Origin of the sequence: Microcystis sp. M20BS1, assembly GCF_020245305.1 — a bacterium.
In the GTDB taxonomy this organism is placed as follows: domain Bacteria; phylum Cyanobacteriota; class Cyanobacteriia; order Cyanobacteriales; family Microcystaceae; genus Microcystis; species Microcystis ichthyoblabe_A.
Genome location: NZ_JADBUZ010000046.1, coordinates 1 through 19,455 on the forward strand (window position 1 = coordinate 1; position 19,455 = coordinate 19,455).

Sequence of the window (19,455 nt, forward strand, 5' to 3'; positions counted from 1 at the left end):
AATATTTCGGATACTTTCATCAAGATACAGAAATCGCAGACGGCGATTTGGTCTGAGATTGAATTTGATTGCTGGTATCTACAATTACGAACTTCGTTACCGACAAAAGGATATATCTTGATTACTTTTGCAAGAGATCTATTGAACGAATTCAGAACGAGAAGACATGAAAGCTCGATCTAATCCGCATCCAGTAACCCCTCATCTCTCATCGAATCGCCTGTTTTAAACTACGGCAAAGTTCTTCGAGGGATTTTAAACCATCGCCGGGGGAATTATCGGCCAAACGTTTAACCATGGCACTGCCGACAATTACCGCATCAGCACCCCAGTTTTTCACCTGTAGCGCCTGTGTCGCGTCAGAAATGCCAAATCCTACCCCGACGGGTTTATCGGTGACAGAACGGATAGAATCGAGCAATTCCTCCACTCTGGTGGCCACTTGCTTCCGCATTCCCGTCACTCCCGTGACACTAACCAGATAAATAAAACCTTGGGATTGCCTGGCGATCGCTTGTATTCGTTCCGGGGGACTGGTAGGCGCTACCAATAAAATCACTTCAATTCCCTTAGCGGCAGCCGGTTGCAGCAGACTTTCCGCTTCCTCTAGGGGTAAATCGGGAACCACCAAACCACTCACCCCGGCTGCTTTAATTTGGTCTAAAAAGACATCTATCCCGCGATGATAGATGGGATTATAGTAAGTAAACAGAATAATCGGAGCTTTCACCTCTCCCTGGGCATTTTTGACGATTTCTAGCACATCTTCCAACTTGACACCCCGATTTAAAGCGCGGGTGGCTGCCGCTTGAATAACCGGACCATCCGCAAGAGGATCGGAATAGGGAACCCCCAACTCGATCAGATCAGCCCCTGCCCGGTCTAAAATGCGTAAAGCTTGGGCAGTAGTAGATAAATCGGGATCACCGGCAGTAATAAAGGGAATCAAGGCACAATTCCCCTGGGAACGGAGAGAACGAAAACACTCGGAAACAGCAGTCATCGAAAATTACTGGAGAGATAAAGCACTGTCTATTATCTCATGGCGGGGAATAGCTCATCGCCGGTCGCTGTCAGCTCAGGTAAAGAATTTTTCAAGTAATACTTAAAGAATATTGACAAAATGGCGATCAAGGGTAAAATAGGCTCAGTCTAGTAGTTTTGAGAAAGTTTCTGGCATAACATGGGTTTTTGTTCCGCTTTTTCTGGTACAAAATAGGACTACTGCCCGATCGGTTTGCGTATAATCAAACACCATATTATATCCATGTTTTCCATTTACATTCTCACCTATAACGAAGAAATTGATATTGCCGCCTGTGTAGAATCGGCACTTCTATCCGATGATGTGATTGTGGTTGACTCCTACAGTAGCGATCAAACAGTAGAGATTGCTTCTCGTTATCCAGTGCGCGTGATTCAGCATCAATTTGAAAGTCATGGTAAACAAAGAACTTGGATGTTAGAAAATATCGAGACTAAATACGATTGGGTTTATATTCTCGAAGCAGATGAAAGGATGACACCCCAACTGTATGCAGAATGTCTGAGTGCCACGCAACAGACAGAATTTACTGGTTTTTATGTGGCCGAAAGAGTTATGTTTATGGGAACTTGGATTCGTCGCAGCACCCAGTATCCCCGTTATCAAATGCGTCTATTTAGAAAAGATCAAGTCTGGTTTAGCGATTATGGTCACACGGAAAGGGAAGAATGTCGAGGAAAAACCTCTTTTTTAGAAGAAACCTATCCCCACTATACCTGTAGTAAGGGTTTAAGTCGTTGGATTGAAAAACACAATCGTTATTCTACCGATGAAGCAGCAGAAACCCTACATCAGTTGGCTAACGGGGGTGTTAGTTGGAAAAATTTATTTTTTGGTGAAACCGAAGTAGATAGACGGAGAGCTTTAAAAGATTTATCCCTACGATTGCCTTTTCGTCCCTTGCTTCGTTGGTTTTATATGTATTTTATCCTAGCGGGAATTCTCGATGGTAAAGCTGGTTTTGCTTGGTGTACTCTGCAAGCTTTTTATGAGTATTTGATCCTCTTAAAAGTGGCGGAAATGAAACAGGGTTTACCCACTCCCCCCGAACTGAGAAATCGTTTTCATACCCCGCAAAATAGTAACAATAGTAATTCCCATAGGCCCGGTTTTGTCTCCCTAAAAGGAAAAGCCGATTAACATTCAACCATGATTAGGGTCTGCTGAAAAAGTTTTTCCTAGGGGCAGGGTGTAGGGTGTAGGGTGTGGGGTGTGGGGTTTTACCGATTTTGAGGGGGTCAATTACCTAATTTTCAGGGAAAAAGTACCTGAATTTCCCCCTGATCACTCCCATATCTGGTACTTTTGGATTTCAAAAAAGGCTAAAAGTCTTATCCAGCAAGGTTTTTAGATTTATTCAGCAGACCCTAATTAATCAGCCGGCAATGACCTAACAACAACTCAGGAACAAAAAACAATGCTAATCCACCTACTCAGTGGTTAATTTTCACGGGGAATACAGCCGTTCGACTTCACCCAATAGTTACTTGACTGGTATCGACGCTGGTTGCCCCATGGACTTTACTGGCAATTGCTACCATTTTATTTAAAGTCGCCTGATGGGAAACCCTGCCTTTTAGTACAACTTTACCACCAGTTTGAGCGACCCACAATTTGTCTTCATCAGCTAAATCCGGTGTCTCGTCAAAAGCTAAAACTACTCGTTTAGCTAGGCCGCTTTCGTCGTATTTTCCGTCTAATCCGACTCTTTCGGGGGGAATACCCGCAGCAGCGGCTTTACCTGTGATCGCACTAGCGGCATCTGCCGGTTTATCTAAGCCAAAAATTCTTTTTAACCAATCCATTGCTAACACTCCTGATTGAGTTCTAAAACCCCAATTTCTTTAAGAGGGATTTAGTGGAAACGATGTGTCGATCTAATCCTAAACGATCAGGACTGACTCCCACCGCTAAAGCGACTAATTGGGAAAAATGTAGTACAGGTAAACCTAAACTTCGACCGATCACTTTTGCCACTTCCGGTTGTCGGGAATCAAGATTAAGATGGCATAAAGGACAAGGGGTGACTAAACAATCGGCCCCCGCTGCCATGGCCTCTAAAATGTGTTTTCCTGCCATTTGGAACGATTGGGTGGTGGCATAACTGGACAGGGGCCAACCACAGCATTGAGTGCGTCCTTGATAATAAATCGGATTTGCTCCCACCGCTCGAAAGACATTTTCTAGGGATTCCGGCTGAAAAGGATTATCGTAGGGGAGAGTATCCTGGGCCCGCAGGAGATAACAACCATAAAAACCGGCACAATTTAAGCCTGATAAGGGACGAATCACCTTGGCCGCCAGATTATCTAAGCCATAATCGCCCACAATTGCCCAGAGTAGGTGTTTAACCGTCGTCGTACCTTGGTAGGGGGAACAATGTTCTTTCTGTAAATAATTATTAACTTCCTCAACATAATTGGGATTATTATGCTTTGCTTCCTTCAAGCGCTCATCCACATGACCGATCACCCCTTGACAGGTGCTACAGTGAGTCAACAGGGGTAAATTGAGGGCTTCTGCTAGGGCAATATTGCGCGCATTGACGGCATCTTCCAAGAGTTGCGAATCTTCCTTATAGGTTCCCGAACCACAACAGGCAGCTTTTTTGAGTTCGACTAAATTAATCCCCAAAGCTTCCGTCAGGGCTGCCGTGGATAGATATAGTTCCCGACAGGCACCTTGGGCGACACAACCGGGAAAATAAGCATACTGGAGATTGTTGACTGTCATGGATTCTAGGAAATTACTACTCATTACCTATCTACCATCTTGCCCCTCTTCCCCCCTGTCATCACTAAAGTCATGGAATTTCTTAACAGACAGTCTTTTGTGAGCTGCTCCGAACAAGTGTAGAGTAGTTTGTCCCTAGAGATAATATCCAAACAGGAGGAGAGCCATCTCAGCAGTATAATGGCTCTCCTTGAGAAAAATTGTTGTCATGAGGAGTGGGTTATATAAATGGGAATCTATCCGGTCAAGAGGTGATTTATCGGTAGAATTGAGAGTGCAGCCGAGAAATTACGGCGAGAAACCCTATTTTGTCGGCTTACGCCGCTTGGGGGAGGGTGATAACAGCATCAAAGTCAGCACGGCTAGGGAAAATCGAGAGAACCCTGTCCAGTTGGGTTAATTCAAAGATAATCTTGACTGAAGGTGGAATAGAACAGATATTGAGGGATTTTTCTTGACTTTGAGCCAGACGAAAGACGGTAACTAAAGCCATTAATCCAGCGCTGTCGAGGAATTCCACCCTACTCATATCCACGAGAAAAGTGATAGAGCGACTCCGGTTAACCATATTGGTGAGCTGCTCTTGAAATTCTAGGACGTTAGCGGCGGTAATATAGCCACTTGGCTCAAATAGAGCAATTTCTGGGACTTTTACGGGACTTTTCATGGCTGGGCTTTGAAATTCATAAATGAACCTTTTAACTAGAAATCAGATACCGCTATTATGTCCTAACTTTCTGATTTTGCAACCCCGGTCTTGATAAATTTCCTCTCTCTTGAAAAGATTAATCTTTTCTTAATCTTGACCCCTGTAGGGAGGAACTGGTTTTAGGTTAACCTCATAATCTGGGCAGTAAAGAGAAACAGTCATCAAGGCTTATTAGGGTGAACACTAGGGGAAAGTCGTTAGGTTTAAGCTCTAATCCCGAATAACTGATGATAACCCACTATTATACTGGTATTTTTGTTAAAATAAAGTAAAGCAGGATACAGAAACTAGATTTATTGAGCTAGAGTAAGGAAATTGTGGATACCCAGCCGACTATCCGCCAATTAGTGGAACAAGCCCTATATTATCGTCAAATCACGCCAGAAATCGAGAACGGAATCAGTGAACTCCTCGGTCGTCTTGGCTACGTTTCTGATGTGGATTACGAGGCCCTCGAGTTACTCATGGATGAAATGGACGAAGGCCGGATTAATCTCGTTCCGCGTCGGTAACTTCAGTTATCAGTTATCAGTTATCAGTTATCAGTGGTGAGTTATCAGTTCACTGATGGCCTTTCGGTTCCTGCTTATGCAATGGACGGGGTTATAAGGGATGATTTAGCGATCACCCGATCGAACCGGACCTAGTAACGAAGAACCTGACTGATTACTGTTGGCTGAACCATCCCCCAAAACCTAATTTCCCCAAATTTCCCCAAATTAATATAATTAGCTGCAGGCTTTCTCTTAACCTGATTTCTTCGATGATTCCTTTAACTCTTAATCTCTTGCAAGGTTCCGTTACTTTTCGTTTCAGTCCCAGTGCTGCTCTGGATTTGCAAAGGGAAATTAACATTTTACTCGATCGACTGAAAGCGATCGCCAGTAATGCTGCTAGTGGGGGTAAACCCCAACCCCAAAAACCGCTGGAATATCAGCACACTGGTGATGTGTTTCTGGAAGTGTTTTGTAATCCCAATATTTATCCGAATCCTTTTTCGGCTAAAGTTTTGTTAACGGTCCGTGATGATCGCCTGCGCTTAACCACAGAAGCAGAATTAACCCGTGTGATCGAGGATTTAGAGCGTTATATCGACCAAAATAGTTAGAATCGGGGGATTTTTGGGGTTTCGACCTTTCCTTGTCGTCCCACCTCTCCCCATCTGACTATTCTTCTCTAGCTTGCCATGTTACCGACCGATTTATTGATTTCCCGTCAAAATGGCGAGACAATTATTCCCAAACGCTTACCGATCGCTGCCGATTATCTGGCGATCGCCAAAGAACAAATCAGCTGTTTTCAGGAAAGTATCGGTCAAACTAAGGGAGAATTAAGCCAAAAACTCCTAATCTTGGAGGGAGACAGTCCCGATTATAAAATTAAACGGGGATTTGCTCACCTATTAACCAATCATTTTGCCAACTTTGAGATTATTAGTCCCTTAGAACCCCAGGAATTAAGAAAAAGAGTTTTTGAACAAGCGGCTAACTTTGTTCCTATTCCCCAAAATCGATCGCTAATTCTGGAGAAAATTGCCCAGCAACTCAGCCAAGAATTAAATCAAGAAATTTTTCCAGTAGCTCTAGAAAAAGGACTCTATGCTGATTTAGCGGAGAATAAAATTCTCACTCAATTTGATGCTCCCACCCCCGAAAACTTAATTCATCGTTTTAACCTCTCGCAAATTCAAGGTATTTTTTATCGGGCCAGTTATTTAATTATCAACGTCCATCGCAATGATCCGGGGGAATATAAATATCTCTTTCGCTATCTAAAACTATTTCGTTTAATGACTTATATCGAAGGGGATGCCGACACGGGATTTACTATTACTATCGATGGTCCCACCAGTTTATTTAAAGCTAATAGTCGTTATGGCATTGAAATCGCTAAATTAATTCCTGCCTTACTCCATGTTACTCACTGGAATTTGAAGGCACAATTACAGTATAAAGATTCCTATACAGGAACTATTAAAAAACAACAGTTCAATTTAGAGGATAACTGTGGTCTGGTGTCCCACTATTCCCCGGGTAAACCCTACGATAGTATGTTAGAGGAATCTTTCGCTAAACGTTGGTTACAGTTAAAAACTGAATGGCAGTTAGAAAGGGAAGTAGATTTAGTGCCTTTACCCGGAGGAGTGATGATTCCCGATTTCCGTTTAGTGCATCCCGATGGTCGCGTTTTTCTCCTCGAAATTGTTGGTTATTGGCGACCAGAATACCTACAAAAGAAATTTTTACAGGTTAAATCGGCCCAAGCAAATAATCTAATTTTAGCCGTATCGGAACGGTTAAATCTAGAAAAAGCCGGAGTTAAATTTCAAAATCTACCCGCTCAGGTTATCTGGTTTAAAGATAAATTATCACCCCAAGCAGTGTTAGAAGTTTTAAGTTAAAGGGTTAAGAAGCTAAAAGCGGAAGTATGATTTAATACTCCCGCTTCGGTTTAATCAGACTAGGTCAACTTTTTCGCTTAAGACCGGACAATGAGTGCTACATCATTGAGCAATGGCAGGACTGATGGACACTTTCACCACTTTATTTTTTTCTTCTTCCGCTTTCGGGAGGGTGAGATTGAGAATACCATCTTTGTATTCAGCAGCCACGTTAGTGTTATCAACCTGAACCGGTAGAGGAATAACCCGATGGAATTTACCATAACGGAATTCAGTGCGGGTAAATCCTTCTTCTTCGGTTTTAATTTCCGATTTTCTTTCACCATTAATGGTCAGACTATCGGCTGTTACTTCCACGTTGAGGTCTTTGGCTTCCATACCGGGTATTTCCAGTTTAAGCTGAACTGCCTCTGGCGTTTCGGTCATTTCCGCCGCCGGGATGAAGGATAACCCCACTTTTTCGCCATTGCCTACATCAGTCGGCACGATACGGTCCAACAAGCGATTCATTTCTTTCTGTAGGCTTTCTACTTCTCTGAAAGGTTCCCAGCGTATAAGTGCCATATAAGTCACCTCCGAAGTTTTCTTAACGCTAGAGATGTTGGTTTATCTCTACACTTTTAGGATAGATAAAAGATTGTCTGACCGGGGTAGGGTTTTCGGTATTGAGTTTTTCCGGATTCCCGTACTATCTCCTATACTAGGGTCTGCTGAAAAAGTTTTTCCTGGTGTGGGGTGTGGGGTGCGGGGTGTTTTCTCAGTGAACTGATAACTGATAACTGATGACTGATAACTGATAACTGATAACTGACTCCAACAACAAACTTTTTCAGCAAAACCTAATTATTGTCTATTATTTTCATCGAAATAGAGCAATAACTCCTAAAATAACCCCTAGCAAGCCAATTAAGATGGCGAATATAACGGCTTTGCGATTTCTCTCTAGTTGGCGTGTTAAGTTTTTTCGTTCTTCCTGAAAACGATTCAGTCTGCGCTCAATTTCCTCTAACTTAATTTTTTGTTTCGAGTTCTTAGTCTCAAGATTTTGCAGATGAGATTTAAAAGTTTCTAAATCAGCTTGTATTGTATCTTTTTGCTTTTGCAAGGTTGTCTGAAATTCCTCTAATTTTTGATCATAGGATTCTACAATCTCAGAAATTTTTAAATAATTACTTTCAACAGCTAATAACTGTTCTAGCTTAACATCAAAACTATTAAACTTAGTTTGTAGTCGGTTAACTTGTTCTAATAAATCGATATATTTATTATCAATACTTTGTTCAAATAGCTTGCTTTCTTTCCTGAAAATTTTGTAAACGCTAAGATAATTATAATTAATTATTTTTCTGGGAATTAAGTTGTTCGCACCCGTTAATAAATATTTCGTTACATTATCAGAAATGGCGATTGATGATTTGAAAGTTTCTTCCATACTCTTATTGATCAAAAATGCTTGTTCATTGTAATCATCAAAGTTCGTTTTATTTAAATCATTAATTATACTAATAATACTATCTATAATTCTGTTAACTTGAGTGTATAATCTCAAATCGTTTATAAACATAAAGCTATGGCTAGGCATATTTTCTGATAAGAATTTCATGTTTTCAAGTATTGTTTTTAAATCTTTATCATTTTCTCCAAATTCATTTAAACAGTTTTGAAACATGAAAATATTGCTGTCTTTTATATTACTAACTATTGAAAAAAAAAGAATCAATTTGATTTATATCTAAATGATGACTGAGGAGAGCAAAATGATAGTCTTTAAAGCAATTGTTGATTATATTTTTAGTGATGTCTTGACTGATTCGCCAAGTATCAGAATATAGGTCGTAGGAATAGATAACTATCGATTTTACTTCTGGGTAAAATTGTCGTAAAAAACTTAATAAACCAAGAGCTTCAGGTGCAGCACCCGCGCAAAATAAACAAACTTTGAGATGTTTTTTATCAAAAACTAGCTGCATCAAGCTGGGGTCTTTTTCTTGCAAGCTTTCCAAAACTCTATAAGTCATTTCTACATAATGAGGATAGTAAGCCAGTAAGTAAGCAGCCTGAGTGTTATAATTAGAATAATCTACACTTACATGATTAGTATGAAAACTACTTCTTAGTCGTTTAACATCAGGTTGCAAAGATTGTAAGTAAGATTTAATACTAAGACTTTTTCCCTGTAATCTATTCAGATCAATTAAATTTTCGATAATTAAGTGGTATAAATTGTTAAGTTCGTTCATGGTTAGATAATATTCCTAAAAGTAAGATTAATTCTCGCAGAAATATTGTGATTAGTTTTGGGTAATTGATGTAACCAGTGGTGTTGAGTTGCTCCGCGCATGATTAGCAAACTACCTGATGTTAGCTCAAGATTGATAATATCTTCCTCCTGTTTATGTTTAAGTGAAAATTTTCTTGTGCTGCCAAAACTAACCGATGCAATAACTGGATTTTTGCCTAATTCTGGTTCATCATCACTATGCCAAGCGACGCTATCTCGACCATCTCGATAAAAATTCAGAAGCACGCTATTAAATTTCGTACCTGCTAGAGTTTCCGCTCTCTCTTTAATATATAATAAGGTATCTGTCCAAGCAAGAGGATTCATATTAATTCCTGAATAAGTATAGGATTTATCTGAATCGCCATACCAAGCAGTTAATCGAGGTAGAGGTAAGGTTTGCCCCATCATTTTTATATAATCCTGTCGCCAAGCTATCTCATTTTGCAAAATATTTAGCAAATATTCACTTTGTTTATCATTGAATATTTCTTGGTAAAAAATAACTTCACCGTCTCGATTAATTAATGTTTCTCCAATGGTTGATTCTAGAGGATTAATTTTGATAAATTCTCTAATTCCTTGCTGACGATAACGCCTAAACCATTTGTATAATGTGCTATAGCTATAATCTGAAAATTGAGCAAACTGTCTAATATTATCAGACTGAGATGTTTTAAAATCAATCAATGCTTGTATCGGCTGAGTTTTTTCTGCCTCTAGCAGATAGACTTTTAAAAGAGAGATAGATTCTTTGATATGCAAAGTTTTATATTTACTCATAGATAGGATAAAAAATTAAAACATTTTGATATTAATTATCTACTGATGAATAATTAAACTTTCTAAACTGGTTTGTAAATCTTGGGTTAATTGTGCTACGGCCGAGCGTCGCTCGCTTTTATAATCGGCATAGCGCTCGGATACGGAAATAGGCTCACCGATAGTTATTATCGCTTTTTGTTGACCAATTTGGGGACGGAAAAAGGGATTACCTCCCTTAATTCTTGTCACTAAATCCCAGAGTAATAAAATTGTCTCAGCAAATCTTTCTACGGTGGGTTTTTCTTTGACATAATAACCAGTTACTGAGACGAAACTTTCGACAATTCTCATGTGCCACATTTTTAAATTAGCTTCATCGGCCAGGCGATCAGCTAATCCTAATTCAAGGGGAGAAATAGAATGAGTGGGTTTTAATTCTTCCCGATAAATGCGTTCCCATCCTGCTTGTTCTAAACGACGACAGCGATCAATTACATTACCATTAGGAGAAAGATTAAAATACTTTTCTACAGTTTGTAAGGCCACATCTAATAAATTGGCTAAACGTTTGGCTAGGGTTTCATTTGGATCATCACCATTGGCAGGCACTACAGGCAAAGATTGATAGTAGAAATCTCGATAAAAATCCTCCATTAAGGATAATAATCTTTCTCCTAAACGAAAAAGACGCTCGTATAAAACCTTTTCTTCTAGGGATAAATTTGGGATTGTTTCTAAACCGCTATCGGTTTCTAAATTAGTTAAAATTCGCTCGATTTCTTGCCACACTGGAGTCAGATAAAAATACTGAATACCAATAGGTAAAATAATTACTTCTTGCTGTTGTTTAGCTTTTCTGACATCATCCACCCCCCAAAAAGCCAATTGAGAAATACCCGGTTCAATCGCACTCACAAGCTCATTATGTCCGTTAGTTGCCCCTTCCGGAGCAGCGGCTAAAGGATAATCTCCTTCTAATAATAAACGACGAGCCGAACGCAATCCGATTAAATCGGCTTTTCCCCGTTGAATTGGTGTGCCACCTAACTTAGAATATAACCATCCTACCCTTTCTCCCGCCCATAAAGGAATCCCTCGATCGTACATAAAATAAGCGTGAATTGGATTGTTTAATTTTATTCCTAACTCTTGGGCTTTTTTGGGTACTAATTTCCACAAAAGATAGGCCATACAGTAGGGATCGTTAATACTGGGATGACGAAAGGCAAGCAGTAAACGTACTTTTTTCTCTTGACTTTTTTGATAAAATGTGATTAAAGTTTCTAGATTAGCGGCCGAAATTTCCCTTAAGTTGGTTTGAGTTTGTAACCAGAGAGGTAAAAAGATTTGACATCCCTTTAAAAGCAAGGGATTAAGGTCAGGGGGTATAAATTCTAGAGGAGGTTGTGCGCCCAAAGATAGATTAGACATATAAGTAGTCGTGCCAAATAAATTTCCTAGTTGAGACAGTTATCAGTTATCAGTTATCAGTTATCAAATTTGAGTTTTCAGTTCACTGTTTACTGTTTAAGAAAGAATCCAAGAAAACTCTGATCAATAATTACTCACTGGTCAAAAGCTAATCACAGCAGCAAACAGATGTCGAGCTAGATTTCAAATAGACTGGGATTACAGGCTCCCTCAACCGTGAAAGGAGAAATTAACCGACTTTGAGCGAGGAGGAACAGGAGCAGTTTACCTCCTCACCTAAACAAATACAGCTATACTATAGCTCTATCCCCATTTCCTGCAAACGAGCTGCCAGCCGTTGAGAACGCTGTCTTTCCGCTTCCAGAGCTTGCTGAGTAGCATTTAATTGCTCCTGTGCTGCAGCCGCCTGCTCCTGTGCTGCAGCCGCCTGCTCCTGTGCTGCAGCCGCTTGCTCCTGGGCTGCTTCTTCTGGCAAGGGGATTAAATTGCCTTCCGAGTCATAAAATCTTGCCCAGATTGCCGTTTCTCGGTCAATAGTGCCTTCCCAAGTTCCCAACCAATAGCCTAAAGTTTCGCACCATAACCAGCCGCGCTCGTTTCGTTCTAAAGAATGGTAGCGTTGGTCGGCCCCTAAATGCCATCCTTGTAAAGAATTGGCATCGAAAGGATCGTAGATGAAATAATCTGGCGTGCGGAAGGTTCCCTCATAAATTGCCTTTTTTCGCACTTTATCAGTCTTAGCGGTACTAGGAGAGGTTAATTCCACGATAACGTCGGGATAACGTCCCTCTTCTTCCCAAATTACCCAACCCTGTCGCTCTCTCGTACCATCGACATTGAGGACGGCGAAGAAATCTGGCCCGCGAAAATCGCGATTTTTCGCCTGTTCGCGGCTGAAATAAATAAACATATTGCCACCAGTGTAGAAGTCGTCTCGTTCGCCGTAACCCTGCTGTAGGGAGCGAATCAAGACATTCATGGCAATGCGGTGTCGGTTGCTTTCCAAAGGTTCACCATCATCAAAAATTAAGTCTGTGGGGGGTGGGGGGGGTTCCCAGAAGTCCTCGAAATCTTCTTCTATCAGTGCCGGAGAGGTGGCAGTTTCGTCGCTTTTGGCAATCGTCATTTTTTCGGCCTCTCTAGGTGGGAGTATCCATGTTTTTGCTGATTATTGATCCTATGTTACATCAGAATTTAGGAGTGAGGAGATAGATGTTAGGAGTTGAGAAAATTATCTTCGCTTAACAATGATCAAAACTTTTCTTCCGGGTGCATTATACTGGGCTAACACACCCGAATAATATCCTTAAGCTAACCAAAAAACTTGGCTTTATCTTTAACTAATTTTGTCCCGATTCCGGCGGCAATGACTTCGGAGAGAATGCTAATTAAACGATAGATAGCAACGGTGACAAGTACGTTAGCGGCGGGAAATTTTTCTGTGTCAAAAAGTGCAATCGCTGTAGCTTCAAACACTCCTAATCCCCCCGGCGCTCCGGGGACAACTAAACCCAATAACCAAGCAAAACTAAAGGTTCCTAAGAGGGGTAAAATCTGAGCGGGGGTAATCATTTTTAACACCATCCAAGCTAAAATAAAACCCGCACTGCGCCACAATAAAAATCCAGTTTCACCCAAGAGAGGGACGAGAGGATATTTAGTTAGATAAACAGGTTCTTGAGCAATCTTTTTCTTTTGGCTAAGGATTTTGAGAGGATAATTTAAAAATTTGGGATGAATGCTGATTAAAATTAATCCTAAAACTAATATCTGTATCCCTAGACTTGAGCTAGATTTCATCCAACCTAAACCACTACCAATAACTGCTATGGCTAAGGCTGCACACACCAGCAATAAAAGTTCTAATAAAACGCTTAAACTGGCGATTCCCCAATCACTTCCTGCTTTATTAATGGCCACGATGCGAGCATAAAAGTGACCGATATTACCAGGTAGATATTTTCCTAAATTGGTAATCATATAGATGCCAATTCCTGTGGAGGTTTTAATCGGTTGTTGATAGCTTTTGAGTATCCATGTCCACACCCATCCTGCCCAAATTTGAGCGATAACAGTGGTTACAAGTGCCAAGAAAAGAAATAACCAGCCATGATTTTCAATTCTAACTGAGGTGACGTTATCCCAGTTATTTTTAAGGTTACTGAGAACAAAAAATAAGGTTCCCCCAATAATCAGCCAACGTAGAAACTTTTTCAGCATTTCATTTTTTCCTTTATTCATTTTCTGGGGGGAACCAATCGAGATCAAGAAGATTTTCTAAACTGTAGGGAAATTCCCCAGGAAAACTAACTTGATTATCGGTTTTTTCTCTAACATAATTTAAAGCTTTCTGGTAAATACGAGGTAATTCTTGAGTGAGATAATTGCGGAGATTAGTAGTTAAATAAGTGTCGATCTGGTTTTTGAAATTGACGATTTCTGAACGCCAATGAGAACGATTATATTCTCTTTCCCTTATCCAAAATTGTAGCAGTAAAAAATGTCTAATAATTTGCTCTAATAAACTAGCAACACGAAACTTTTTTTCGTTTCCCAAATCTTCTAACTCCTCGATTAGGTTTTCTACATCTAAAGCTTCAAAATTTTTAGCCTTGAGCAGCTCTATAGTTTCTTCTAACCAGAGAGAATCATCAACTTCGTAGAGAGTTTTTAAGTCGGGAATAACAGTCATTATCATTTCCTTTATTCGTAAGGTGGTAGCCAATTGGGATCGAGAAGTTCTTCTAAACTGTAGGGACAAGTATCGGGAAAAATAACTTGATTTTTTGTCTTTTTTCTCACATAACGGGTTGCCTTCTGATAAATATTATCAAATTCTTGTTCTAAATATTTCCGTAAACTTGCCGTTAGGTAGGTATTTAATTGATCTTGAAAATTTACCAGTTCTGATTCCCAATGACTTTGATTATATTCTCTTTCCCTTGTCCAAAATTGCAGTAACAAAGCATGACGAATAATTTGCTGTAAAAAACTAGCAACACGAAACTTTTTTTCGTTTCCCAAATCTTCTAACTCCTCGATTAAATTATCTAAATCTAAAGCGTCAAATCTTCTCGCTTTTAAGAGTTCGATAGTTTCTTCTAACCAGAGAGAATCATCAATTTCGTAGAGAGTTTTTAAGTCGGGAATAACAGTCATTATCATTTCCTTTATTCGTATGGTGGTAGCCAATTGGGATCGAGAAGTTCTTCTAAACTGTAGGGACAAGTATCGGGAAAAATAACTTGATTTTTAGTCTTTTTTCTGACAAAGAAAACTGCATCTTCATAAATGTTAGTTAATTCATTTTGTAAATAATTACGGAGATTGGTGGTTAAGTATCTTTTTAGCTGAATTTGAAAGTTGACTATTTCTAACTCCCAGTGATCCTGATTATATGCTCTTTTCTCTGTCCAAAATTGCAGTAACAAAGCATGACGAATAATTTGCTCTAATAAACTGGCAACACGAAACTTTTTTTCGTTTCCCAAGTCTTCTAACTCCTCGATTAAATTCTCTAAATCTAAAGCTTCATATCTTTTATTCTTCAAGAGTTCTATGGTTTCTTCTAACCAAAGAGAATCATCAATCTCATAGAGAGTTTTTAAGTCGGGAATAACAGTCATTTTTTATCTCCTTGATTGTCAGATGGTAGCCAATTAGGATCGAGAAGTTCTTCTAAACTGTAGGGACAAATATCAGGAAAGTTGACTTTATTATCGGTTTTTTGACGAACGTATCGCACGGACTCAAAGTAAATTTGCTCAAATTCCTGTTCTAGATATTTACGAAGATTTGTGGTTAAATAACGTTTTAGTTGATCTTTAAAACTCACTATCTCTGCTTGCCAATGAGCTTGATTATATTCTCTTTCCCTTGTCCAAAACTGTAATAATAAACAATGTCTAATAATTTGCTGTAAAAAACTAGCAACACGAAACCTTTTTTCGTTCCCCAAGTCTTCTAACTCCTCGATTAAATTGTCTAAATCTAAAGCGTCAAATTTTTTCGCTTTCAAGAGTTCGATAGTTTCTTCTAACCAGAGAGAATCATCAATTTCGTAGAGAGTTTTTAAGTCTAGAATAACAGTCATTTTTTATTTCCCCTAGAATTGGCAATAGTGACCAGTTAAACCGATCACTAAAGCTTTTTCCTGTTTATATACTAGATAATTTTAGCGGAGCGCAGACCGAAAAAGAGACCGAGGGCAATTCCGGTAAAAACGATCAGATAACCCGCTAAAGCGGCAACAGCTAACACAGACATGGTGAAAATCTCCCAAGTAATTTAATCTTTTTTAGCATTGTACCGTTATTCTTGCCCTTCCCCTTCCTCCTCTTCTATATCTTCCCCAAAGCGCTGCTGGGGGGGAATTGCGGCGACAATTGCCTCAATTACCTTGCCGACTGGAACAATTTCTAAGCCCACATCTTCGGGATAAACTTGACCTCTGGGGACAATTGCCCGTTTAAAGCCCAATTTAGCCGCTTCTTTTAATCTTAGTTCCATTTGCGACACTAGGCGCACTTGTCCGCCTAATCCCACTTCCCCGATTAAGACTGTGCGCGGATCCACGACTCGATCGCGAAAACTGGCGACAACAGCGATCGCAACTCCCAGATCCGCCGCCGGTTCTTCCACTCCCAACCCTCCTGCGGAGGCAACATAGGCATCTAATTTCGATAAAGGAATACCGACGCGCTTTTCTAAAACGGCGAGAATTTGCTGTAATCGGTTGTATTCTATGCCAGTAGTCGATCTTCGGGGGGAAGCATAGCTGGTAGGGCTAACTAATGCCTGTAACTCCACCACAATCGGGCGTGTACCTTCACAGGCTACCACCGTCGCCGTACCAGGGGAAAATTCGTCGCGATTGCCTAAAAACAATTCTGAGGGGTTTTCCACTTCCACCAAACCGTGATCCACCATCTCGAAAATACCGATCTCATGGGTGGCCCCAAAACGGTTTTTCACGGATCTTAAGAGACGATGGGAGGCATAGCGATCGCCTTCAAAATATAACACCGTATCGACCAAATGTTCCAAAACTCGCGGACCAGCGATCGCCCCTTCTTTAGTCACATGACCGACAATTAATAAAGTAATATTCTCCCGTTTTGCCACCTGCATCAAGGCGGAGGTACATTCGCGAACTTGGGCGACGGATCCCGGTGCGGAAGTTAACGCCCCAAAATAAAGAGTTTGAATACTGTCAATTACCGCCACCTGTGGGCGTAGAGATTCTAATTCCCGCAAAATTTCCTCTAAATCTGTTTCTGGCAGAACGTAGAGATGATTATCGAGTTCTGCGGTTGATTCAGAGGCTTTTTTCTCCTTGCCATTGCCGTTATTTTCCGACTCCACGGCAACCACTCCCACCCCCAAACGGGCAGCCCGCAGTTTAATCTGTTGTCCCGATTCTTCGGCGGAAACGTAGAGGATGCGCGGTAATCTTTGGGCGAGTTGGTTGGTAACTTGCAGTAAAAGCGTCGATTTGCCGATACCCGGATCGCCGCCGATTAGTACAAGAGAACCGGGGACAATGCCACCGCCGAGAACGCGATCGAATTCCCCGTAACCAGAGGGAAAACGTTCCTGTTCATACTGGGTAATTTCCGAGAAGCGCACCGAGATGCGCGGTTGCGGGTTGCGTTGCCCTTTGCCGTTATTTGGGCGACTATTTTGCCATCCTGGGCGATTTCCCGCCGGATTATTGCCACCAGCCATCACTTGTTCTTCTAGCGTCCCGTAGGTGTCACAACTGGGGCATTTTCCCAACCATTGGGGAGATTCCGCCCCACAAGCGCTACAGATATATATTGTTCGCGATTTCGCCATGTTTTTTAAGAAAAGTTGAAGAAAAGCGGTTTGAGGATCAATTCTCTTGTCAAATTTAGTTAAGTATGATAAAGGGGAAGGAAGACCATAAAGTTATTGATAATTGCCATAAAAGAAATAAAATAGGAAATTTAGGCTTAATGATAACGGCAAAGGGATATTCTATAAACAGGAACGCTCGTTATTTAACTTTAAAATTCATCACACTATTTAACTAAGGAGTGTTAATTCAGTTGGAGAACCAGAAGGAAAAAATTCTCGTTGTTGATGATGAAGCCAGCATCCGTCGTATCTTAGAGACTCGTTTGTCGATGATTGGTTATGAAGTCGTCACCGCCGCCGACGGAGAGGAAGCTTTAGAAACCTTCCGCACCGCCGAACCCGATTTAGTGGTTTTGGATGTGATGATGCCGAAATTAGACGGTTACGGTGTCTGTCAGGAACTCCGCAAAGAATCGGATATTCCTATCATTATGTTAACCGCTTTGGGCGATGTGGCCGATCGAATTACTGGGCTAGAATTGGGCGCGGATGACTATGTAGTTAAACCTTTTTCTCCCAAAGAACTCGAGGCGCGGATTCGTTCGGTGTTGCGTCGGGTAGAGAAAAATGGCGCTCCGGGGATTCCTAGTTCCGGTGTGATTCATATCGGTTCCATTAAAATCGATACCAATAAACGCCAAGTTTATAAGGGGGATGAACGCATCCGTCTGACCGGTATGGAATTTAGTTTACTGGAATTATTGGTTAGTCGATCGGGAGAAGCTTTTTCCCGCTCGGAAATCCTTCAGGAAGTTTGGGGTTATACCCCCGAACGTCATGTGGATACGCGGGTAGTGGATGTGCATATTTCCCGTTTACGAGCCAAATTAGAAGATGATCCCAGCAATCCTGAGTTAATTCTCACCGCTAGAGGTACAGGCTATCTTTTCCAGCGGATTTTAGAACTAGACGAGGAATAGTTCTCAGCTATGGCACCAGCTGATCCCAATCGTATTTTAAGACTGTTACCCCTGTTCGCCGGCATCGTCGGGGGTACGGTATTAATGTTTAATCGTTTTGCCACTGCCGATTTAACCCCATCGCAAGCGCGTTCCGATGTGATGGGAGTGATTTTGAGTGGGGTTTTAATTTTGGTGGGTTTAATCTGGCAAAGAGTTCAACCCCGCTTACCGGATGCGGTGGAATTAATCGGGCGCGAAGGTCTGGAATTTGCCCCAGATTTGCCAGAATCAGTTAAAATTGAGCTTGCTTGGGCTTCCCATTTACTTTTAACCAACACCGTGACAAAATCTCTGATCGTTTATTATCAGGGAAAAGTTTTATTACGTCGCGGTATCTTAAGCCAGAATTCTGAAGTTAAAGTTAGTAATATTATCAAAAGAGTTTTAGAAACCGGTAAAGCCGTCTATTTAGTTAATTTAAATTTATATCCCGCCAAAATCGAATTTGACTATTTGCCGGAAAACACCCAAGGCTTAATCTGTCAACCCATCGGTAAGGAAGGGGTGTTAATTTTGGCGGCAAATGCGCCGCGCAGTTATACTAAACAAGATGAAATTTGGATCGAGGGAATTGCTGATAAATTAGCCAACACTTTCAGTCAGTTTTAGACGATTTCAGTAAGATTTAAGAATTTGGTTAAGATGAGAGTAGGCAATTAGCGCTCAAAATGTTATTTTCTCTCGCTGATCTATTCCTAATTTTAAGTTAATTATCTCTTCGATTCCTATTTCATCAATTATTCCCGCTACTATTCCTAAGTGATCTAGATTTTTTACTTCTATCTTTGACATTTTTCTTGACTTGAATATTTTTTGAGAACCTTTTTAGTTTCTCACTTTTTGGCTCTCTTGGGTTTGGTGGGTAAAATGTATTCTAAGATACATTCCTGCTGGCGAGGGAGTGGAAGGAACCACTCCAGACACAGAGGATGCAAAGATTGATCGCTTCTATATTAAGTTAAACTGATCAAACAAAGAATAAGAGAGCCACTTTTTCTTCCCTAAGATTATAAGTATAAATACTTAACTGGTTTTTCATTTTATATGCTACCAGTTATACTACAAGTTGAAGTGCAGAATGTGGGTTGTATTGTAAAGTTTCAATATAAATATGGTCATATATAGTCATTCATGGTAATATGTGCAGACAAAACTATCGGACTAGGCAAAAAAAACAGGAATAAGTTATCGAACGGCTTGGAGGTGGTGGAAACAAGGGAATTTAACAGGCTATCAATTGCCTTCTGG

Annotated in this window: 23 protein-coding genes and 2 pseudogenes; 7 read left to right on the forward strand and 18 right to left on the reverse strand. The window is 40.6% G+C overall.

The window, feature by feature from the left end; genetic code table 11:
• Nucleotides 1-121, forward strand: a pseudogene (locus IM507_RS05000) (IS5 family transposase); the annotation flags it as partial.
• 87 nt (nucleotides 122-208) lie between these two features.
• Here IM507_RS05000 and trpA read toward each other — a convergent pair.
• Nucleotides 209-1,003 (reverse strand): tryptophan synthase subunit alpha, encoded by a 795-nt coding sequence (gene trpA, locus IM507_RS05005; RefSeq protein ID WP_002732665.1) that lies wholly within the window; start codon nucleotides 1,001-1,003, stop codon nucleotides 209-211.
• A gap of 264 nt (nucleotides 1,004-1,267) precedes the next feature.
• On the opposite strand from trpA, the gene IM507_RS05010 reads away from it, so the two are divergent.
• On the forward strand, nucleotides 1,268-2,185 hold the full coding sequence (locus tag IM507_RS05010; protein ID WP_002732786.1) for a glycosyltransferase family 2 protein: 918 nt from the start codon (nucleotides 1,268-1,270) through the stop codon (nucleotides 2,183-2,185).
• Between the two features lie 332 nt (nucleotides 2,186-2,517).
• On the opposite strand, the gene IM507_RS05015 is transcribed toward IM507_RS05010, so the two are convergent.
• The 3 genes from IM507_RS05015 to IM507_RS05025 form a co-directional block, all read right to left on the reverse strand.
• Complete coding sequence (locus IM507_RS05015) at nucleotides 2,518-2,850, reverse strand: BON domain-containing protein (protein WP_002734904.1); 333 nt, start codon at nucleotides 2,848-2,850, stop codon at nucleotides 2,518-2,520.
• A gap of 22 nt (nucleotides 2,851-2,872) precedes the next feature.
• Complete coding sequence (locus IM507_RS05020; RefSeq protein WP_002776286.1) at nucleotides 2,873-3,802, reverse strand: CoB--CoM heterodisulfide reductase iron-sulfur subunit B family protein; 930 nt, start codon at nucleotides 3,800-3,802, stop codon at nucleotides 2,873-2,875.
• Between the two features lie 292 nt (nucleotides 3,803-4,094).
• Nucleotides 4,095-4,445 (reverse strand): STAS domain-containing protein, encoded by a 351-nt coding sequence (locus IM507_RS05025; RefSeq protein WP_123230053.1) that lies wholly within the window; start codon nucleotides 4,443-4,445, stop codon nucleotides 4,095-4,097.
• Nucleotides 4,446-4,804: 359 nt separating this feature from the next.
• Here IM507_RS05025 and IM507_RS05030 point away from each other — a divergent pair, with 359 nt between their 5' ends.
• The 3 genes from IM507_RS05030 to IM507_RS05040 all read left to right on the forward strand — a co-directional run bounded on the left by IM507_RS05030 (nucleotide 4,805) and on the right by IM507_RS05040 (nucleotide 6,888).
• Nucleotides 4,805-4,999, forward strand: a complete 195-nt coding sequence (locus tag IM507_RS05030; protein ID WP_002742363.1) for a hypothetical protein — start codon at nucleotides 4,805-4,807, stop codon at nucleotides 4,997-4,999.
• 251 nt (nucleotides 5,000-5,250) lie between these two features.
• Nucleotides 5,251-5,595 carry a hypothetical protein gene (locus IM507_RS05035; protein ID WP_002732938.1) on the forward strand — a complete coding sequence of 115 codons (345 nt, stop codon included), beginning with the start codon at nucleotides 5,251-5,253 and terminating at the stop codon, nucleotides 5,593-5,595.
• Between the two features lie 78 nt (nucleotides 5,596-5,673).
• A complete protein-coding gene (locus IM507_RS05040) occupies nucleotides 5,674-6,888 on the forward strand; it encodes a DUF790 family protein (protein WP_123230052.1) in 1,215 nt (404 codons plus the stop codon).
• 102 nt (nucleotides 6,889-6,990) lie between these two features.
• Here the strand turns inward: IM507_RS05040 and IM507_RS05045 are convergent, their stop codons facing one another.
• The 13 genes from IM507_RS05045 to radA all read right to left on the reverse strand — a co-directional run bounded on the left by IM507_RS05045 (nucleotide 6,991) and on the right by radA (nucleotide 17,203).
• On the reverse strand, nucleotides 6,991-7,452 hold the full coding sequence (locus IM507_RS05045) for an Hsp20/alpha crystallin family protein (protein ID WP_002733604.1): 462 nt from the start codon (nucleotides 7,450-7,452) through the stop codon (nucleotides 6,991-6,993).
• 295 nt (nucleotides 7,453-7,747) lie between these two features.
• Nucleotides 7,748-8,557, reverse strand: coding sequence for a coiled-coil domain-containing protein (locus IM507_RS05050; protein WP_259678999.1), 810 nt, complete (start codon nucleotides 8,555-8,557; stop codon nucleotides 7,748-7,750).
• Between the two features lie 25 nt (nucleotides 8,558-8,582).
• Entirely contained in the window at nucleotides 8,583-9,128 is a 546-nt protein-coding gene (locus IM507_RS05055; RefSeq protein WP_259678998.1) for a hypothetical protein, read from the reverse strand.
• 2 nt (nucleotides 9,129-9,130) lie between these two features.
• Nucleotides 9,131-9,952, reverse strand: a complete 822-nt coding sequence (locus IM507_RS05060) for an alpha-ketoglutarate-dependent dioxygenase AlkB (RefSeq protein ID WP_002742372.1) — start codon at nucleotides 9,950-9,952, stop codon at nucleotides 9,131-9,133.
• A 39-nt stretch (nucleotides 9,953-9,991) separates the two neighbouring features.
• Complete coding sequence (locus tag IM507_RS05065; RefSeq protein WP_069474911.1) at nucleotides 9,992-11,365, reverse strand: 1-acyl-sn-glycerol-3-phosphate acyltransferase; 1,374 nt, start codon at nucleotides 11,363-11,365, stop codon at nucleotides 9,992-9,994.
• A gap of 295 nt (nucleotides 11,366-11,660) precedes the next feature.
• Nucleotides 11,661-12,491: a Uma2 family endonuclease gene (locus IM507_RS05070; RefSeq protein ID WP_069474910.1), complete on the reverse strand. Its 831-nt coding sequence runs from the start codon at nucleotides 12,489-12,491 to the stop codon at nucleotides 11,661-11,663.
• A gap of 185 nt (nucleotides 12,492-12,676) precedes the next feature.
• Nucleotides 12,677-13,606, reverse strand: coding sequence for a lysylphosphatidylglycerol synthase transmembrane domain-containing protein (locus IM507_RS05075; RefSeq protein ID WP_123230051.1), 930 nt, complete (start codon nucleotides 13,604-13,606; stop codon nucleotides 12,677-12,679).
• On the reverse strand, nucleotides 13,599-14,057 hold the full coding sequence (locus tag IM507_RS05080; RefSeq protein ID WP_123230050.1) for a DUF29 domain-containing protein: 459 nt from the start codon (nucleotides 14,055-14,057) through the stop codon (nucleotides 13,599-13,601). The genes IM507_RS05075 and IM507_RS05080 overlap by 8 nt, the downstream gene beginning before the upstream one ends.
• 11 nt (nucleotides 14,058-14,068) lie before the next feature.
• Nucleotides 14,069-14,524: a DUF29 domain-containing protein gene (locus IM507_RS05085; protein WP_123230049.1), complete on the reverse strand. Its 456-nt coding sequence runs from the start codon at nucleotides 14,522-14,524 to the stop codon at nucleotides 14,069-14,071.
• Between the two features lie 11 nt (nucleotides 14,525-14,535).
• Nucleotides 14,536-14,991, reverse strand: a complete 456-nt coding sequence (locus IM507_RS05090; RefSeq protein WP_123230048.1) for a DUF29 domain-containing protein — start codon at nucleotides 14,989-14,991, stop codon at nucleotides 14,536-14,538.
• The gene (locus tag IM507_RS05095) at nucleotides 14,988-15,458 is read right to left on the reverse strand and encodes a DUF29 domain-containing protein (RefSeq protein ID WP_002733892.1); all 471 of its coding nucleotides are present in this window, start codon (nucleotides 15,456-15,458) and stop codon (nucleotides 14,988-14,990) included. Before IM507_RS05095 ends, IM507_RS05090 begins: the two co-directional genes overlap by 4 nt.
• A 71-nt stretch (nucleotides 15,459-15,529) precedes the next feature.
• Nucleotides 15,530-15,631: a cytochrome b6-f complex subunit PetL gene (gene petL, locus IM507_RS05100; RefSeq protein WP_002752397.1), complete on the reverse strand. Its 102-nt coding sequence runs from the start codon at nucleotides 15,629-15,631 to the stop codon at nucleotides 15,530-15,532.
• A gap of 45 nt (nucleotides 15,632-15,676) precedes the next feature.
• Nucleotides 15,677-17,203 carry a DNA repair protein RadA gene (gene radA / locus IM507_RS05105; RefSeq protein WP_002734819.1) on the reverse strand — a complete coding sequence of 509 codons (1,527 nt, stop codon included), beginning with the start codon at nucleotides 17,201-17,203 and terminating at the stop codon, nucleotides 15,677-15,679.
• Nucleotides 17,204-17,436: 233 nt separating this feature from the next.
• Here radA and rpaB point away from each other — a divergent pair, with 233 nt between their 5' ends.
• Nucleotides 17,437-18,165 (forward strand): response regulator transcription factor RpaB, encoded by a 729-nt coding sequence (rpaB, locus tag IM507_RS05110; RefSeq protein ID WP_002734727.1) that lies wholly within the window; start codon nucleotides 17,437-17,439, stop codon nucleotides 18,163-18,165.
• Nucleotides 18,166-18,174: 9 nt separating this feature from the next.
• Nucleotides 18,175-18,816 carry a cofactor assembly of complex C subunit B gene (locus IM507_RS05115; protein ID WP_002731649.1) on the forward strand — a complete coding sequence of 214 codons (642 nt, stop codon included), beginning with the start codon at nucleotides 18,175-18,177 and terminating at the stop codon, nucleotides 18,814-18,816.
• 60 nt (nucleotides 18,817-18,876) lie between these two features.
• On the opposite strand, the pseudogene IM507_RS05120 reads toward IM507_RS05115, so the two are convergent.
• Nucleotides 18,877-18,999: pseudogene (locus tag IM507_RS05120) on the reverse strand (DUF4277 domain-containing protein); the annotation flags it as partial.
• Between the last annotated feature and the right edge of the window lie 456 nt (nucleotides 19,000-19,455).

Coding starts and splice junctions, on each gene's coding strand:
- trpA (WP_002732665.1), bottom strand. CDS start 1,003: ATGACTGCTGTTTCCGAGTGTTTTCGTTCTCTCCGTTCCCAGGGGAAT.
- IM507_RS05010 (WP_002732786.1), top strand. CDS start 1,268: ATGTTTTCCATTTACATTCTCACCTATAACGAAGAAATTGATATTGCC.
- IM507_RS05015 (WP_002734904.1), bottom strand. CDS start 2,850: ATGGATTGGTTAAAAAGAATTTTTGGCTTAGATAAACCGGCAGATGCC.
- IM507_RS05020 (WP_002776286.1), bottom strand. CDS start 3,802: ATGAGTAGTAATTTCCTAGAATCCATGACAGTCAACAATCTCCAGTAT.
- IM507_RS05025 (WP_123230053.1), bottom strand. CDS start 4,445: ATGAAAAGTCCCGTAAAAGTCCCAGAAATTGCTCTATTTGAGCCAAGT.
- IM507_RS05035 (WP_002732938.1), top strand. CDS start 5,251: ATGATTCCTTTAACTCTTAATCTCTTGCAAGGTTCCGTTACTTTTCGT.
- IM507_RS05040 (WP_123230052.1), top strand. CDS start 5,674: ATGTTACCGACCGATTTATTGATTTCCCGTCAAAATGGCGAGACAATT.
- IM507_RS05045 (WP_002733604.1), bottom strand. CDS start 7,452: ATGGCACTTATACGCTGGGAACCTTTCAGAGAAGTAGAAAGCCTACAG.
- IM507_RS05050 (WP_259678999.1), bottom strand. CDS start 8,557: ATGTTTCAAAACTGTTTAAATGAATTTGGAGAAAATGATAAAGATTTA.
- IM507_RS05055 (WP_259678998.1), bottom strand. CDS start 9,128: ATGAACGAACTTAACAATTTATACCACTTAATTATCGAAAATTTAATT.
- IM507_RS05060 (WP_002742372.1), bottom strand. CDS start 9,952: ATGAGTAAATATAAAACTTTGCATATCAAAGAATCTATCTCTCTTTTA.
- IM507_RS05065 (WP_069474911.1), bottom strand. CDS start 11,365: ATGTCTAATCTATCTTTGGGCGCACAACCTCCTCTAGAATTTATACCC.
- IM507_RS05070 (WP_069474910.1), bottom strand. CDS start 12,491: ATGACGATTGCCAAAAGCGACGAAACTGCCACCTCTCCGGCACTGATA.
- IM507_RS05075 (WP_123230051.1), bottom strand. CDS start 13,606: ATGAATAAAGGAAAAAATGAAATGCTGAAAAAGTTTCTACGTTGGCTG.
- IM507_RS05080 (WP_123230050.1), bottom strand. CDS start 14,057: ATGACTGTTATTCCCGACTTAAAAACTCTCTACGAAGTTGATGATTCT.
- IM507_RS05085 (WP_123230049.1), bottom strand. CDS start 14,524: ATGACTGTTATTCCCGACTTAAAAACTCTCTACGAAATTGATGATTCT.
- IM507_RS05090 (WP_123230048.1), bottom strand. CDS start 14,991: ATGACTGTTATTCCCGACTTAAAAACTCTCTATGAGATTGATGATTCT.
- IM507_RS05095 (WP_002733892.1), bottom strand. CDS start 15,458: ATGACTGTTATTCTAGACTTAAAAACTCTCTACGAAATTGATGATTCT.
- petL (WP_002752397.1), bottom strand. CDS start 15,631: ATGTCTGTGTTAGCTGTTGCCGCTTTAGCGGGTTATCTGATCGTTTTT.
- radA (WP_002734819.1), bottom strand. CDS start 17,203: ATGGCGAAATCGCGAACAATATATATCTGTAGCGCTTGTGGGGCGGAA.
- IM507_RS05115 (WP_002731649.1), top strand. CDS start 18,175: ATGGCACCAGCTGATCCCAATCGTATTTTAAGACTGTTACCCCTGTTC.